A 17575-nucleotide genomic window follows, 5' to 3' on the forward strand; every position below is an offset into this window, starting at 1 on the left:
CCAAGTTGTCCAAACAAACAACGGGGGCCTTTACACTGCCGGGAGAATCCGGTTATGAGGCATTGACCCTGGAATTAGCTGAACGTTGGGGTGCCGATGTCATCCGTGACAGTGACGGCACACAGTTGTCCGATGAGATTATCAACGCAGGATACGGCATTTATTCTACAATCTGCATCATCAGAGATCATAACGAATGGGCGTCCCAGAATTCAGACAAGCTGCAGCAGAGCTTTTTAATAACTAATCCGAAGGTAGCGGTACAAGATTATTTATCCATCTATCTGATGGAGGATTTTTTTGCTGAACAATTCCGAGTGAATGATTCCAAAGAGGCGTTTAAGTACTGGCAGGTTTTTGACCGAACGACGGGCGAAGAGGTTCCAAGAGAACTGTGGAATTATGAGCGGGAATCGGGAAATGTAGTCATTACTGGAATAACGCCTTGGCATAAATACACAGTCAGCTTCATGGTCTACCGGATTTGGGAAGAGATCTCCATGTACAATCACACCACGAATCACTGGGAAAAAGAGCATCTGATGCAGATTGATCCCATCTATGTAGAAACGCAAAAATATTTACTCCATTGGATAGAAGATTGGTGTCATAAGCATAAGGAAACAACAGTGGTTCGGTTCACCTCCCTCTTTTATAATTTCGCCTGGATCTGGGGAAGTGATGAGCGCAATCGCCATTTGTTCTCGGACTGGGGTTCATATGATTTTACGGTAAGCTCAAGGGCGCTTGATCTGTTTGCCAAGAAATATGGGTATTCGCTCACGGCCGAGGATTTTGTGAATGGTGGGAAATATCGGGTCAGTCATATCCCGGCGCAGCAGCGGAAGCTGGACTATATGGCATTTATCAATGATTTTGTCATCGAATTTGGTAAGCAATTAATTGATATTGTGCATAAGCACGATAAGCTGGCGTATGTCTTCTATGATGATAGTTGGGTTGGCATGGAGCCTTACAATGACCGTTTTGAGGAGTTTGGTTTTGACGGGATGATTAAATGTGTGTTCTCAGGGTATGAGGCAAGGCTTTGCTCTGGTGTAAAAGTAGATACCCATGAGATTCGGCTGCATCCCTATTTATTTCCGGTTGGATTGGGAGGGCTTCCTACGTTTATGGAGGGAGGTAACCCTACGCTCGATGCCAAAAAGTATTGGATTAATATCCGGCGCGCCTTGCTCAGAGAGCCTATAGATCGGATTGGACTGGGCGGATATTTGCATCTTGTAGAGCCTTATCCGGATTTTTGTGATTATATCGAAAAGATCGCGGATGAATTCAGAGAAATTAAAGAGCTGCATCATAAAGGCAAACCGTATCACATTAAGACGAAGGTAGCCATTTTGCACGCTTGGGGCAAATTGAGATCGTGGACCTTGTCCGGGCATTTCCATGAAACGTATATGCATGATCTGATTCATATCAACGAGGCTTTGTCCGGGTTGCCGGTTGAGGTGCAGTTCATTGATTTTGAAGATATCCGTAAGGGAGTATTACAAGAGTGTGATGTAGTGATCAATGCCGGCTCGGCAGGTTCAGCATGGAGTGGTGGAGAATACTGGAGTGACCATAAGTGCGTGGACTTACTGACAGAATGGGTTTATGAGGGCGGTACTTTTATAGGTATCAATCAGCCTTCGGCGCTTGATGGTTATGACAGCTTTTTCAGAATGGCACATGTGCTTGGTCTGGATGAGGATACAGGCTCCAAGGTAGCTCATGGAAGATGGACATTTGAGGCTAGAGATGAGCAAGGTTTAGTGCCTGAAGGAGCCAGCATAACACCTAAAAATAACATCTATCTTACGGATGGCTCAGCAGCGGTATTGTGTGAAAAGAGTGGGATGATAACATTGTCCACCCATGCCTTTGGTAAAGGAACGGGGATCTACCTGCCTTCTTTCACCTTAAGCTTTGAAAATACAAGATTGCTGTTAAATGTGATCCGTTTTGCCGGCAATGAGTTAAAGGAAACAAAGTATATTACGGATAATTTATATACAGAGTGTGCTTATTATCCAGAAAGTAAAATACTCGTCGTGATTAACAATAGCGACCAGCTTCAAAAAACTACGATCGATACGGAATATGGACAACAAACCCTGGAATTAGATCCGTTTGATACTATTATCCGAACTATTGGCGATTAATCCCATTAAAAAAGCTCAAGCCAGCGGCTAACTTGCCGATGCTTGAGCTTTTTGCTGTGAGGCCTATAGTATCTGTTATCTACTTATTTTGCTTTTATGAATTCAGCAGATTTGATCCCAGCTTGACGACCAAAAATAATGATTTCTGCAACAGAGTTGCCGCCAATCCGGTTTTGTCCGTGTAAGCCGCCTGTAACTTCGCCTGCCGCAAACAGACCAGGGATAGCTTCACCATCTTTATTTAGAACCTCTGTGTTCGTATTGATCTTCACGCCACCCATGGTGTAGTGAATCCCAGGAGCAATTTTAATAGCGTAGAAAGGACCAGTGGACAGGTCATTGTCCATTCCTGTAGTTCTGCCAAATTCGGCATCCTTTTTATTCTTAACGGCGCTGTTCCAAGTATCAAGCGTTGTTGCCAGCTTATCCTCTGGAACACCGATTTCTTTGGCCAAAGCTTCGATGGAATCCGCCTGAATCACGAAGCCCATTTTGTCATATTGTTCAACAGCCTTCACACGGGATTTAACACCGGAATCAAAGACCAGCGTAGCTGCTTTTTCAGGTAGTGTATTGATGGAAGCTGTTACTTTATCACGGGTATCCAATTCATTGGTGAACCGTGTACCTTCACTGGAAACAAGGATAGCGCCTTCCCCACGAACAGCTTCGCCGATGAGGTAGGATTTTTCTTGCTGCACAGTCGGGTGAACTTGGATTTGATCCATATCGACGGTTGTGCCGCCGAGTTTCTCAATCATCTTGATGCCGTCCCCGGTACTGCCGATTTGGTTAGTAGTAACGTAGCCTTCCAAGTCAGGTCTTACTTCGGAGATCAAATCCATATTGGCACCGAATCCGCCAGTGGTTACAACGACAGCATCTGCCGTAATTGTTTTTTCCTCTGTTTGGTTAAAGAGGACCTTGACGCCATTTACTTTGCCATCTTTTTCAGTGATTTCTTTGACATCAGCATTCACGAAAAGTGGGATTTCTTTCTCTTGTACGTTTTTTACTAAACCTTTGACAAGGTATTGACCCACAGCAGAGCCATCTTCAGGACGGTGTGTACGTTTTTCGTTCATGCCGCCTGTAATGGTGATATTGTTCAAGCGGATTCCGATGGAATCCAGCCAATCGATCGCACTCGCGGAATTATCAACGAAGAAACGAAGCATTTCTTTGTCGTTAGTGTCATGGCCACCTTTTAATGACTCTTCATAAAATAAATCATTGCTGTCTTCAATGTTTTGTTCTTTTTGGAATTTCGTTTCAGAAGCGTTCATCCCCGAAGAGGATTTGGTTGTGTTCCCGCCGGCAACCGGCATTTTTTCCAAAATAACAGGGTTCATGCCTTTCTCTTTGGCCTCAAGCGCCGCGGACATTCCCGCACCACCCGCACCGACAATGATGATATCATATTTATCTTTTAATTGATCGAATGGTGTGTAGCTTGCTTCAGATGCCCCGGAGACGGCTTCAACTTCTTTTTTCTCGTTGTTATTACTCTTGCTCTCGTTCACCTTGTCGTTTCCATTACCGCAACCTGCGGTAACGAGCATGACAGAGAGGACGAGACTCAGAGCACCAGCTGCTTTCTTTTTCATTGTTAACCCTCCACTTTTATATTTCTCTATTAAGATGTACCAAAAGAACCCGACAAAAAAGAAAGGAAGTATCAGAGGGAGTTGGAAGTGGAGAAGCGCGCGCGTCGCTGTTGTTCTCCAAACTTCAAATCTTCTACGGTTACGTCCACAGTTTCCATCGTTATTCTCTTTAGTTCATCTTCTTATTAAGTATACCATCAATCATGATTATTAGTGAAAGTTTTCACAAATTATACAAGTCGTCTATTCTAACATAGGGTAACGAAATATTGAGCGGATTAGGCGGAAAATGGACCATAAACCATATAACTAGAAGATTTGGCGTGAGATTTTCTCACTGTAGAAGTGGTAACTGTCACGGATTAGTAAAGCGGTTTTTGTTCTTCTGGATTTTTAAATGGTAAAATGAGAGTATTGCCTACTAGTCAATCCGGAAAGACTAACATGAGACATAGGAACAAATTCTAATTAATAGGTGAGAATATGGAATTTAATAACGTAATAAAAGAAAAAGTAAAAGAAGATAACTATAAAGTGTTTGCTTTACTAAGCCGCTATTTGAATAATACCCCCGACTTTATTAACAAAGAAGAAATTGAAGAAATCGTAAACTGTGGTGTATCTTATGAATACGCTTTTGGTTTAATGCTGGCTGCTGCTTTTGGGATGGATACGGTTGATAATGTTGATGATAAGGAATTGTTCAACCAATATTTTAGCAATATGCTTCATAAGCTTGATGCAAATGAATATTATGACAATCCATATTATAAAAATATCAAGATACCAACTATAAAGATTAATAATAGTGAATTAAAATATGAAAAATATAAACCTTTTGAAGGTTTTGTTTGCAATGATATCATCCGGACAGAAGAGGGAAGACAAATTCCTCAGGTTGGTTTTTTTCAAACTGAATTCATGTTCCCGGCTGTCTTGGAGAATGAAAGAATCTGGATGACGATCACACCAAATGAAATAGAAACAATGAAAGAAGCTGTTCATAAAGCGTTTGGGAATGTTCTTACATTTGGGCTTGGACTTGGCTATTATGCTTATATGGTTTCTGAAAAAGTTAATGTTGAAAGCATAACGGTTGTTGAAAAAAATCAAGATGTCATTGATTTATTTAATAAATATGTACTGCCACAATTCAGTAATGCTCACAAGATCAGGCTTATCCAAGCAGATGCTTTCGAATATGCAGAACAACATATGTCTAAGGAAAAATATGATTTTGTATTTACGGATTTATGGCATGATGTTTCTGATGGAATGGATATGTATTTAAAAATGAAAAAGTTTGAAAAGGAAAGCCCGGATACTGTATTTATGTACTGGATAGAACAATCTATTTTATGTTATTTGTAATTTTGAGTTGCGTTAATCTGTTGTAGCTGACTCCGAAAGGAAGAACCCATTTTTGAAAACTCCTATATCTATCATAAATTGGCTAGAGCACAACGAAATCATAAACGACTTATTAAATCAGGAAGACAGCTTAACTGCGCATACAATGGATCAAGGATTTGAAGCTGAGGTCATGAGGATTAATTCTGATCAAGAGAGCTATGTACTGAAAACATGGAATAAGGAATCCAGACCGGATGTCCAGTTTCAATATCGTTTATTGGATGTTCTATCCGAACGAGGAGTAGCCGTCTCTAAACCAGTGGGCTGGGGAATCAATCCGGAGGGACATAAGGTGTTGTTAACAAGTTTTGACGGAACCCCTATTCATAAAATGAATACCAGGAAAATGAAGGAACTCGCAAGCCTATTAGCAAAAATACATAAAATTCGCGTTGAAGAGATTGGAAATATACAACTGCCAAAATACGATTTCATCGGCTACTTTTTCCCTGAAGCTAAAGAACAATCTGATATTTATAATGTATTGACTTCTCTGGTTGAGCAAACTCCAATGAAGCAAGACTGTATCATTCATGGGGATTTTCATATCGGAAATATAGTGGAGGATAAAGAGCGATATACCATAATCGATTGGACGAACGGCCAGTTGGGAGACTCTAGATATGATTTTGCCTGGTCACTTATTCTGCTGAAAATATATATCTCTGAGCGTTATGCTGATGTGTTCAGAACTGCTTATCTATTGGAAAATGATATGGATCAGGAAGAACTTGAGATCTTTGAAGCTTGGGCATGTCTACGGTGGATTTTGCTGAATAGAAGAGGTAGCACACCGAAAGGGCCTAATACAACGAAGAGAGTGAAAGGCTTAATCGCTAATAATCGGTTTTTAAAAAAGATGGATAGTAAATTGTTCTGATGTACGCAAGGATGGATGGATTTTCTGGGAGATTGGAAATGTAGTGTAACACCGTACATTATTACGTTATTAAATTATTTGTGGTATATTAAAGGTAGAAAAGACGTAAAATGCAAAGAGAGCCGTGCTGTAACACGACTCCCAAGGCAATAGCCGCTTTTAAGGGCGGTAGGCTTCAGCAAATAGGACACGACAGATAGACCGCATGCCTTTGTGAGTGGGCGGTCTATTTGCGTTTATTGGACAGCAGCGCTACGATAAGCGAACCAAAGGTTAGCATAAGCATCATTGCTTCAAACACTGTCACAAGGCATCCCTCCCTTCGGTGAGAGGTAGCCGACCGACCCTTTAAGCCTATTCTATTTGCTCCACCAGTATAGCATAATCGTTTGAAAGAGAATTAAGACTCTTGTCATAATACTCCCTAGGATTGGAGTAGTTTTCCATTTCCTCTCTTTGTCTCCGCAACTCTCTCCATTTTGAAACTTCCGTATCACATTTGCGATTTTTTGATTCCCAATTGTAGGACGTACCTCTCTTTCTAAATCTCTTCTTTGCGAATTCCCAAACATCCGATTTTCATTGGATTTTCAGTTTGGGTGTTTATAATGCTTTTTATGAATCGGGGCAGCGGATTGTAAAGGGCTTTCGATTGCGCAAAGGAGGTTTTCCATGATAAGAGGAATTCAAAAAACATTGTATCTCATACTTGCATTCTTTATCGGTCTTTTTATCGCATCCTCCTTTTTTATTAGGGCGAAATATAATTATTTCGTATATGGGGACACGCCAATTTTGGAGAGACAACAGCTGGGTCTTTTTATTCTAGTGATCGCAGTGGTGCTGGCATTAAGCGTTATTTTGTATAAAATGTGCCTGAAGCTTAATAAGTACAGTTGGAAAATAGTCATTCCAGCCACACTGCTGTTTTCTTTTGCAATCCAGATGGTGATTATCTTTCTGTTTCCACGCTTGCCGACGGATGATTCGCAGACAGTCCTTTCATTGGCACTCGACATGCTGTACAGGAATGATTATTCGTCGTTTGACACGAACGGCTATCTGCATATGTTTCCGTTTAATTTTTCGATCGTTTTATATTTAAAGACGTTGTTGTTGATCTTTCCGGATAATTATCTGGTAATCAAAATATTTAATATTCTGTTTACACTCTTAACCTCATTAATGATTTACATGCTGTATAAAGAGCTCAATTATAAGTCCAAGGATAAGGATTATGGCGTCCTCGTGTTTGCTGCAACCTATATCCCTTCATTGTTTATGAGTAATTTTATCTATAACGATGTGATCGCTACCGCCTTTCTGACAAGTGCTTTATATTTTGCCATAAGATTTATCAAAAGAAGGTCCATTAAGGATATTCTCTTCGCAGCTCTCTTACTGGCAATAGGCAACTATTTCCGCAGTATCGGTGTTATTTTTCTGATTACCGTGGTGGCGGGTCTTTTATTTAACATACGTTCTATCGGGGTGAAAAAGGTTTTTAGCGCTTTGTTTATCACGGCCATATTGTTTAATGTTCCCGGCTGGACGCAAAATGCTGTGCTGCAGGCGACGAATGTTGCAGATGAACCGATGAACGAAAATTCCGCACCTGTCTACATGTGGCTGAATATGGGGATCAATCTGGAGACGTTTGGGTTCTGGGACAACCGGGAGAGCTACGCTATCTATCAGCAGGATGCAAATTATAATAAGGCAGAAAGTACGGAGTTATTTAAAGAAGAAATCAGTAATAAACTCTCCGAGGCGGGCCTAAGTGACTTAGTGAAGATGTATTATAAAAAAATCGTTTGGACATGGACGGAAGGAACCTACCAGATGGAACGATATGGGCTCGGAAATGACGGATCATCCAGTAACGGGGGAAGAATGGGCTTTGTCATGGACCGTTATAGCTACACTAATGCTGCTACGGATTTGTTTAAGGCAGACTCCAATTATAGAAGTGGAATGTTGTGGCTGCTGTATGTTCTGAATTTTCTGATGTATGTATTTATACTCGTTCGCTTAATGGGTGGAATAAGAGCCAAAAGATTTGAAGAGACCTCTTTGATTCTTGTAGTGCTGGGCTTTATCGGATTCTATCTTTTATGGGAGATCAAGTCCCGGTATATTTACCCGGTGTATCCGCTGCTGATCGTATTATCCTATATGGGTTTTAAGGACGTATACGATTATATGTTAAAAAGATATTTTCCACGTTAACTATGTTCGCTCGGAAAGAGGGGATTCAAAGATGCGGATCAAGCGATATTTCGCTTTGCTCATAGCAGTGCTAAGTTGTTCCATGGTGCTCGTCTCCTGCGATGTTATTACCGCACAGAAGATAACGAGTACTGACTCCGGGTCAAGAGCGAACGGGGGACAGGGCTTCACTGGCGGGCGGGGTAAAGATGGGGGCGGATCTCCCGGCATGAATGGTGGGACAAGGAGAAACGGCAACCCAGGTACAGATAGCGGTGGCGCACAAGGTGGACGGCAGTGAACAAATTTCATGAACTTGCCCCAAGCCTACGAAGATTAAGTGTGATAGGATAAGGTTACATTTAAATTCCCCGCGGGGGGAAGAAAAGGGAGCAACATGAGAATCATTATATCGCCTGCCAAGAAGATGAAGATGGATACGGATTTCTTGGATTGCCGCCAGATGCCGCAATTCATAAACGAGTCGCAGACTCTTCTGGCCTTATTACAAAAGTTGAATTATGAAGAAGCCAAATCGTTATGGAAATGCAATGATGCCATCGCCACGCTGAATGTGGAACGGATTCGGGATATGGATGTAACACGGGATCTTACACCGGCTATCTTTTCTTATGAGGGTATCCAGTACCAGTACATGGCACCAGGGGTACTTCAAATGGAGGAGCTGGAATATCTTCAGCAGCATTTACGGATATTATCAGGGTTCTATGGAATCGTCCGGCCATTTGACGGCGTTGTTCCGTACAGGCTGGAGATGCAGGCAAAGCTTAGCGGACCTGGTTTCAAGTCTATCTACGAGTTCTGGAACAGGAAGCTGGCAGATCAGCTGTTTTCGGAGACTGACATCATTCTGAATCTGGCCTCTAAGGAATACAGCAAGTGCATCTCCCCTTACATTGGCGGGAATGTTCGAATGGTTAGTTGTGTATTCGGGCAGGAGATCGGCGGTAAGGTAGTAGAGAGAGCGACCCTGGTCAAGATGGCCAGAGGTGAAATGGTACGCTTCATGGCTGAGCGGCAAATCAGCTGTGTGGAGGATATCAAAGGCTTCGACGGATTTGATTTCAGCTTCGCTGATGAGCTGTCGGATGAGAGTACGTATGTGTTTATTCAGAAAAAGAATGACTAGAGCAAGCAGTACATGATGGGTAATTCTGAAGGGGGTTGAATAACCAGCTTCAGGGTTACCTTTATTTTTTGATCAACGAAACCAGATGCTGAATTCTAGTTTTTTTAAAGGGGATAGATTAGGGTATAGAGAATAAAGTTCGGGTGGAATAAGAACAGGTTAACGAGGAGGACTTATGATTTTCAAAAGAGATCCATTGGATAAACAGAGCTTACTTAAAGAATTGGATTCGCTAGGTTATTCCGACAGAATCAAGAAAGTAGCAATCCTAGGCCGTGATCATCTCGGATCTGTCCAGTACTCCCAATTACTAGCCTCTTTGCTGGAGGATGGTGTTTATGAAGCACGACTTGCCTTAATCGGCGCCATTGCAACACAAGATGATGCTATTATTCTATCAGCACTGCGGCATCCCAAGGCAAGTATCAGAAATACGGCTGCGGGTCTTTTGGCAAAGGTGGCTTCGGATGCTGATATTGAACGTGAGCTCCCCCATTTATCCCATGATTGCCGCCGCAAGCTGCTGCACAGTATTTCACAGATTAACCGTCAGGAATTAGCGGAACGCTTATTGCCTGTAGTGTATGCCCGATGGGGAGCGGAGGAAGCCGCGATTATATTGCCGGCCTGTTATTCGGCTACGGTAAGTAAATGGCTTGCTGATATCGGGTATGCCATAAAAGACTGGAAGAAATTATCCAGCCGGCATCTTAACGTAGTAGCAGAATACTTTGCAACAACACTGGAAAGCACACCACTCAGGGAAAAAGGCTATGTCTGGTGGAGATTCTCATCAGCTCTGGAGATCCTATGCAATCTGAAGGCAGATTTGGTGCTGGAGTGTGCACTGAATCATGGACCCATGGGCATCATACATCCTGCGTTAAAAGAACAGCTTGGCACGCTTATACGCCAAAATCCTAATAAGGTGTATCAGCTGTTAACACGAACGGAGTCGCGGAGCGATCTGATTTCTTATGGTGTTCCTGAAGCTGTTCTTAAAAGGAAAAAATATTTATCCATGGATCAATGGATTGAGATAGCGAAACTACTCGCAGATCACCCTATGCACATAGCAAAGCTGCTTCAGAATATTGCACCCTCTAACCGCAAGGTCATTTTCGATGCTGTGTATGAAGAAGATAAACGCAATGAACGCATTTTTCCGGAAAGATTACTATATGTATTACCACATGTCTTGCGTGACAAGGAAGCCACCCGGATGCTTGGCCTTCGTGAAATCAATGATGACCGGGAGAGAACAGTCAGATTTACTGCTTGCCGTTCTATTCTTCATTCAAGAGCGGGACTTGAACAAGCAACACAGGTATCCAGTGCAGACGAACGTGCCACGGCGCTTATGCAGCTGATCAGAAGTACCGTACTGTCGAGACAGGGCATGAATGAAACTTTGGTGTACCTGGGCCGGATTAAAAATGATCAGGATCCTGTCCGGGGCGCTGTGTTTAAAGAGCTATCGGAAAGTCCTGCGTCTGTGTTCACAGATGCCCATGTACAAGAGCTTACTTTGCTTGTTGATAGTGTTATAGAGGCCAGAGATACTTCATATGGCACAAAATTTTCCGTTCAACAACTGGCGTTTGCTATTCTCCGGCATAACGCATTACTTCCTCATGGTGAGCTGTTTAAGTTTTCTTTAAAAACGATTCAGAAATTGGCCAAGCAGAATGGGCAGCTTTCCCTTCCATCCTTGGAGAAGAATTTACCCCGGGGAGTAGAAGAGATTATCTTCGACGAAATTTATACATTAGCTGTACAGGCCAACAAAAGAGAAGATTACAATCTGGTGTTAAGCCTAGCTAGCTCATTCGGTAAAAGAGGTTATGGCATCATAAAACTTCAGAATCTGTTAAAGGAAGCAACGAGGGCAAAGGCGGATTCTACAGCCATACAAGCGGCCAGATACTGGCTTGCGCCTCGTACAACGCGTGATGCCAGAGTTAAGGAATTATTAGCTATAGATAAATCGTATATTACGATCCATGAAGTGTTCCAGCATCTGCATCTGAAGCGTCAGGAATGGCTCGATCCTTTTATTTCAGGAGCTATCATTAAGGGCAAGTTCCTATCAGGCAAAACTATCTATCTTGTGCCGGCCGCGGATGGATTCTACAGATGGCTGCCACGTCAGCAACAAGCTTTAAGTGCCTTATTAGAAAAAATTGCATACGATGCCAAACGTAATCTTTGGGAGCGTGCAAGCGTTATTAAGATCATGGCAAGCATGCCTGATCTCGGTTCGGATAGGTTACTTGGGCTTATGCAGGATAAGGAAGTAACTGTAGTAGAAGCTGCACTTCATGCCTTTTCGCTTATGGAAGAACCGGAGAAGGCACTTCCCGTTCTGCTGGAGAATCTGGATGGGGACCGGGCCCGTGTAGCCATGTACTCGATACCCAGATGCATCCGCAGGGTGAATCCGGTGTTACTGGTTACCATGCTGAAAGAGCTTCTGAATCGGGATAAGCTGAAGATCACTGTCAGAAAAGAAGCCATCCGCTTACTGGGCGCTTATAGAAGCGATGACAGCCTTCCGCTATTGATGAACGAGTTCCAGAAACCCAATGCACACAAGGATGTAATCATAGCCATAGGGCATGCTGCGAAACAGCTTTTAGATGATGAACGCGCTTGGGATATGTTAAGTACAATGGCTTCTTCATCAGAAAGTGACATTGCAGGAAGTTTATTATCTCAACAGCCTAATGCTCTTCCGCTAGACTTTAGACCACGTTATCTAGGATTAATCCTTGAAATCGCAAGGCACCAAGATGCGTATATTGGCAGATATGCTTTCATTTCTATGATGCGGTGGACAAATGGAAATGAAGGGATTGTTGCAGCTGCCACCGCTCAGTCTATTACGGATTTGGAAGACAGCACTAGATGGGAAACTGCTATGAACACGCTGGTAGAAACCTGTCGCGATGGTAAGATCAATGAGGTTGTAGTTGGTGTATGTCAGAGACTGGTTAGTGCAGCGATAAGGGATGAATGGAACGCCACTGCCAAAAGAGATTTGCCTCATCGGCAACGTCTACTGAAATTAGTCAACCAGCTGATAGCTTTGCCAAAAATCACCCGGATGCACCTTATCCCTTTGTATACGGATCTGATTGACTGTCTGGCATCTGATGAGACCTTACAGCAAGCTGTGATGAAATTGTATATAGCAGCAATAGATTGGAATAATGTGAAGGAATCCGCCAATTATCTCAATCGGATGGTTACCACTATTTCAAATCAACCCCAGCTATTAAGCGATGTTTATAAGCAGGTCGCGTATAATTTAGAAGAGAGCACGGGATACTGGAGTCCGGAAACTTTATTGGAAATTGTAGATGTTCTAGGGTCTGAGAGTCGTTACGAATCTCAGTATATTGGACTTTCGTTGCTTGAAGTTGCCGGAAGTGCTCTATTGTGGAGTCCAGAGCCTGCAGAGCGTCTGCGGTTGTACAGAGATCACACGAACCTTGCGGTTCGCTCACTTGCGCTAAATATTTGGACGGCGATAGATTAGTTTTTGATATTTTTTGAAAATAATAAAACATCAAAAAAGCTCAGGCTGCAAATCGGCCTGAGCTCTTTTGGTGTTTATTCAATTAAGCTTCCATCTTCTGTGCTGTGTAGAGGCGGTAATAAAGGCCCCGTTGTGCGATAAGCTCATCATGTGAGCCGCTTTCCGCGATGCCTTTGTTAGATACGTACATAATACGATCGCAGTTTTTTACGGTGGAGAGGCGATGCGCGATAATGAACGAGGTGCGTCCCTTAAGCAGTTCATTCAGCCCTTTTTGCAATAAGCGCTCAGTCTTCGCATCAATGGAAGAAGTGGCTTCATCCAAGATGAGAATGCGCGGATCTGCTAAAAGTGTTCTTGCGAACGAAATGAGCTGCCGCTGTCCTTGAGACAGCTTGGAGCCACGTTCATTGACCTCTGTCATGTAGCCTTGATCGAATTCACGGATGAATTCGTCGGCGCAAACGGCCTTTGCAGCGGCGATTACTTCTTCTTCGGTCGCATCCAGTCGGCCGTACCGAATATTGTCCAGAATGGTACCGGAGAAGATGAAGCTATCCTGTAACATAATCCCCATCTGACTGCGAAGAGATTTTAACGTCACCTGCGAGATATCCTGGCCGTCGATCAGAATCTGACCACTGGAAATGTTATAAAAGCGTGAGATCAGATTGACGACGGTTGTTTTGCCCGCACCTGTGGGTCCTACCAGCGCGATGCTTTCTCCCGCTTTGACCTTGAAGGAGATATTCTCCAGAATATTAAGCCCCGGGTCATAGGCGAAAGTTACATCGTCGAAGGTGACATGGCCCTGTACAGATGGCAGTGTTTTTGCATCCGGGATATCACTGACGGTAACCGGTTCATCCAGCGTTTCGAAGATACGCTCAAGATAGGCAACGGCGTTGATGAAGTTATTGTACAGGTTCGAAAGATTCAGAATCGGCTGCCAGAAGCGGGCAGCGTAGCTGCTCATCGCCAGAATGACACCGAGGGTCATGTCTTGAGGACTCAGTGTTAGTAGGCCTACAAGGAAAATTAATGATGTAACGATCGTAGACAAGTTGTCTACAGAGAACGGAATAAGTAAGTTGTAACGTTGAGCCTTCATCCATTCTTTACGGAAATTACCCGCGAGACGTGTGAAGATTCCTTCGTTACGTTGTTCCCGGGAGAACATTTGTGTCACACCAATACCGCTAATGCTCTCTTGCAGATAGGCGTTCAGGTTGGAGCTTTTGTTGGACACTGCTTGCCATGCCCGGCGTTGCCGGGTTTTGATCAGCAGCATGATGCCAAGGAAGACTGGCAGTCCGGCAAGGATGACAAATGAGAGTCGTACATCGACAGCGAACATGAAGGCTGCGATAAAGAGCAAATTCACGATTTCTAGAATAAAGTTGATAATCCCGTTGGACAACACATCTGAAACGGCGTTGACGTAGTTTACGACCCGGATAAGGATCTTGCCCTGTGGGCGGTCGTCATAATATTTGAAAGGCAATTCTTGCAGATGCTTAAACAAATCCGTTCGGATGTCAAAAATAATATCCTGCCCAACACTCGTCATGATGCGCGAGCGTATCGTAGCCAGATAAACGCTGACCACGATGGTCACAAGCATCAGTGCAGCCCAACCCAGCAGTGCAAGCTTCTCTTTTGCCGGAATGGTCACGTCGATGACATGTTGCATGATCAGCGGAGCCGACAGTGAAATGGCTGCTGAAAGTGCACTGAGCACGAACGCAACAATCATTGGGGTTTTCTTTCGTTTGATATATACCATCGCACGCCGGAAGTGTTTTATATTAAACGGCGATTCAAGATTTTCATCGACGTCAAATTTATTCCTTGCCACTTGCGGTCACCTGCCTTCCAATACCCTCGTTCTGCAGTTTAAACACTTCGTAATAGTAACCACGTTTCGCCAGCAGTTCAGTGTGTGTCCCTTCCTCAACTAGCTTCCCGCCATCCAGAATGAGAATACGGTCGGCTTGCGAGGTAGTAGATACACGCTGCGCAATAATAATTTTCGTACAAGGATAGTCCAGTTCACGTAGACTTTTTTGGATATGCTCCTCCGTCTCAAGGTCGACCGCAGAGGTCGTATCATCGAGAATCAGGATAGGACGGTGTACCGCCAAAGCACGCGCTAAGGCAATACGCTGCTTTTGCCCCCCCGACAGTCCGACTCCGCGTTCCCCGACAACGGTATCATAACCTTCAGGCATTTTGGTAATGAAGTCGTGTGCGGCTGCGAGCTCTGCATAACCCATTGCATCTTCTTCCGGAAGATCAGGATCGCCATAGGCGATGTTTCCATCAATGGTATCAGAGAACAAGAGTACATCTTGGGTCGCCATGCCGATATTTCCACGAAGTTCATCAAGCTCCAGCTGCCGAACATCAACACCGTCTACGAGTACGCGCCCTTCAGCTACATCGTAGAAGCGAGGGATGAGGTTGATGATTGTTGTTTTGCCTGATCCTGTCGCGCCCATGATTGCTACAGTTTCACCGGGTTCAACGGTAAAGCTAATATCGTCCAGTACGATAGCGCTATCATATTTGAAGCGGACATGATCGAATTCAATACGGCCTTCATAACGGCGTTTGTCAGTGACAGTATGCTCATTAACAATATTTGGCCGGGCATAATAGATATCTACGATTTTGGACAAGCTCGCAAAAAAGCGCTGAATGTCGTTGATAATGATACCGATGTTGCGCATAGGGTTGGATATAGCCCAAATAAGCGAAGAGAAGGCCATAAACTCACCGAAGGTGATCCGGCCGTTCATAAGGAACAAACCACCAACCAACATAAGGATTACGTTGAAGCCCTGAGCGAAGGATTCCAGATAAGGAAAATAATCAAGCCATACAAGGGCGGCCTTTTTGTTCGCTGTAGAATAGTTGACATTCTTCTCTGTGAATTTTTCGACCTCGAATTCCTCACGGGCAAAAGCCTTGACCACACGGTTGCCTGAGATATTCTCCTGTGTAGTCGTGTTAAGCTGGGACAGCCGTTCACGCAGGTCAATATACATAGGACGGACGCGTTTAGCGAATATGTAAGCCACGATAAAAATGGGCGGTGACAGGATAAGCATCCACAGCGTCAGTTCCGCATCTATGGTGAAAAAATAGATAACGGCGGCAAGGAAGATCGTTAGCGATTCAATGATCGTCTTAAAAATCCAGGCCATAGAGTGACGGACCATGTCCAGATCGCCTGTCATCTTGGTCATGAGATCGCCGGTGCGATTATGATCGTAGTATTTTCTGTCCTGTCCCTGAATTTTGTTGTACAAATAAATGCGGACATTGTACATCATATTTTGCGAGGATATCTCGTACTGCATGGTCGTGAAATATGCGAGACCTGTGCGCAGTAGAGAAAATCCGATCATGCCCAGACAGAGCATAATCAATAATTGCCGTTCTTGTGTAAGATTCTGCAGGGCGTTGTCACCGGCTATAAACGTATCGACAATGCGCTGACTGATGTACGGATTCACGATTGTAAGACTTGAGCCCACCACCGAAAGGCAGAGTGCCAGAATATATCGCGTCCGGTTTCCCTCTAGGTTCTGCCATAGCCATTTCAGTTCGAACATCTGATCACCTGTTTCTGATTGTTCTTGTTCTTTCACTCTTGCCTGAAAAGAGTAAATAAAACAAAGTGATTATAACATTATCAAATGACTAAGTATCGTTTACGGTAAAATTTCCTTGTTACATTATTGTTACAAAAAAATGAACTTATTAATGATGTGAATTTCACCTTGTGTAATGAGGGTTTGCCATTCGGGCTTGGGCGTTCTAATTATGATAAACTGAGACAATGTAGAGTAATTAGACTTAGTTCGGATAGGGACAGGAGGAAGAGGAATGAGTTTTGTTGCTGTAAAAGGGGAGTACAAGCGTTACAAGATGGGCGAGAATGTAATTGTCGCGAATGACGGGATTGATTTTGAGATAAAAAAAGGTGAATTTGCCGTGATCGTCGGCCCAAGTGGTGCGGGTAAATCTACGGTGCTTAATATTCTGGGTGGCATGGATTCCGCCGATGAAGGTCAGGTCATTGTGGATGGCATTGATATCGCCAAGTTTAGTGCCAAGGAGCTGACAGGCTACCGCCGAAATGACGTAGGTTTTGTATTTCAGTTCTATAATCTAGTACCTAATCTGACCACACTGGAAAATGTTGAGCTTGCTTCGCAGATTTCCCCGCGTGCACTAGATGCACGTAAGGTGCTGGAGGATGTGGGTCTGGGCGCGCGGTTAGATAATTTCCCGGCTCAGTTGTCCGGTGGTGAGCAACAACGTGTCGCTATCGCCAGAGCGTTGGCTAAACAGCCGAAGCTGCTGCTCTGCGACGAGCCGACAGGGGCGCTTGATTATAACACCGGCAAGCAGGTGCTGAAGCTGCTGCAGGATACTTGTCGTAACACCGGGACAACGGTCATCGTAATTACACATAATCTGGCGATCGCCCCGATGGCTGACAGGGTTATAGAGATTAACAACGCTAAGGTACGGAAGATGGTGATCAATCCTTCGCCGGTATCCGTTGACGATATTGAATGGTAAGGAGAAGGCATC

At 43.8% G+C, this 17575-nt stretch carries 11 protein-coding genes; 8 read left to right on the forward strand and 3 right to left on the reverse strand.

All coding sequences use genetic code 11. The features are described 5' to 3' along the window. Positions 1-5 precede the first annotated feature (5 nt). Positions 6-2168, forward strand: coding sequence for a 1,3-beta-galactosyl-N-acetylhexosamine phosphorylase (gene gnpA, locus NSQ55_RS03805; RefSeq protein ID WP_248549421.1), 2163 nt, complete (start codon positions 6-8; stop codon positions 2166-2168). A gap of 83 nt (positions 2169-2251) precedes the next feature. On the opposite strand, the gene NSQ55_RS03810 is transcribed toward gnpA, so the two are convergent. Next, complete coding sequence (locus tag NSQ55_RS03810) at positions 2252-3775, reverse strand: flavocytochrome c (RefSeq protein WP_076190098.1); 1524 nt, start codon at positions 3773-3775, stop codon at positions 2252-2254. Positions 3776-4258: 483 nt separating this feature from the next. Here NSQ55_RS03810 and NSQ55_RS03815 point away from each other — a divergent pair, with 483 nt between their 5' ends. The 6 genes from NSQ55_RS03815 to NSQ55_RS03840 all read left to right on the forward strand — a co-directional run bounded on the left by NSQ55_RS03815 (position 4259) and on the right by NSQ55_RS03840 (position 12967). After that, entirely contained in the window at positions 4259-5146 is an 888-nt protein-coding gene (locus tag NSQ55_RS03815; RefSeq protein WP_248549422.1) for a hypothetical protein, read from the forward strand. A gap of 52 nt (positions 5147-5198) precedes the next feature. After that, entirely contained in the window at positions 5199-6068 is an 870-nt protein-coding gene (locus NSQ55_RS03820; RefSeq protein ID WP_076128561.1) for an aminoglycoside phosphotransferase family protein, read from the forward strand. Between the two features lie 672 nt (positions 6069-6740). Further along, entirely contained in the window at positions 6741-8297 is a 1557-nt protein-coding gene (locus NSQ55_RS03825; RefSeq protein ID WP_076302900.1) for a glycosyltransferase family 39 protein, read from the forward strand. Positions 8298-8328: 31 nt separating this feature from the next. Further along, positions 8329-8577: a hypothetical protein gene (locus NSQ55_RS03830; RefSeq protein WP_339171354.1), complete on the forward strand. Its 249-nt coding sequence runs from the start codon at positions 8329-8331 to the stop codon at positions 8575-8577. A gap of 96 nt (positions 8578-8673) precedes the next feature. Beyond that, positions 8674-9426: a peroxide stress protein YaaA gene (gene yaaA, locus NSQ55_RS03835; RefSeq protein ID WP_339171357.1), complete on the forward strand. Its 753-nt coding sequence runs from the start codon at positions 8674-8676 to the stop codon at positions 9424-9426. A 175-nt stretch (positions 9427-9601) separates the two neighbouring features. Next, complete coding sequence (locus NSQ55_RS03840; RefSeq protein ID WP_339171360.1) at positions 9602-12967, forward strand: HEAT repeat domain-containing protein; 3366 nt, start codon at positions 9602-9604, stop codon at positions 12965-12967. Positions 12968-13049: 82 nt separating this feature from the next. Here the strand turns inward: NSQ55_RS03840 and NSQ55_RS03845 are convergent, their stop codons facing one another. Next, positions 13050-14825, reverse strand: coding sequence for an ABC transporter ATP-binding protein (locus NSQ55_RS03845; protein ID WP_036684845.1), 1776 nt, complete (start codon positions 14823-14825; stop codon positions 13050-13052). Further along, complete coding sequence (locus NSQ55_RS03850; RefSeq protein WP_076098706.1) at positions 14812-16587, reverse strand: ABC transporter ATP-binding protein; 1776 nt, start codon at positions 16585-16587, stop codon at positions 14812-14814. The genes NSQ55_RS03845 and NSQ55_RS03850 overlap by 14 nt, the downstream gene beginning before the upstream one ends. A 274-nt stretch (positions 16588-16861) precedes the next feature. Here NSQ55_RS03850 and NSQ55_RS03855 point away from each other — a divergent pair, with 274 nt between their 5' ends. Continuing rightward, positions 16862-17563, forward strand: a complete 702-nt coding sequence (locus NSQ55_RS03855) for an ABC transporter ATP-binding protein (RefSeq protein ID WP_036684849.1) — start codon at positions 16862-16864, stop codon at positions 17561-17563. Positions 17564-17575: the final 12 nt, after the last annotated feature.

The sequence above is a fragment of the Paenibacillus sp. FSL H7-0943 genome (assembly GCF_037963265.1).
Lineage (GTDB): Bacteria > Bacillota > Bacilli > Paenibacillales > Paenibacillaceae > Paenibacillus_AQ > Paenibacillus_AQ odorifer.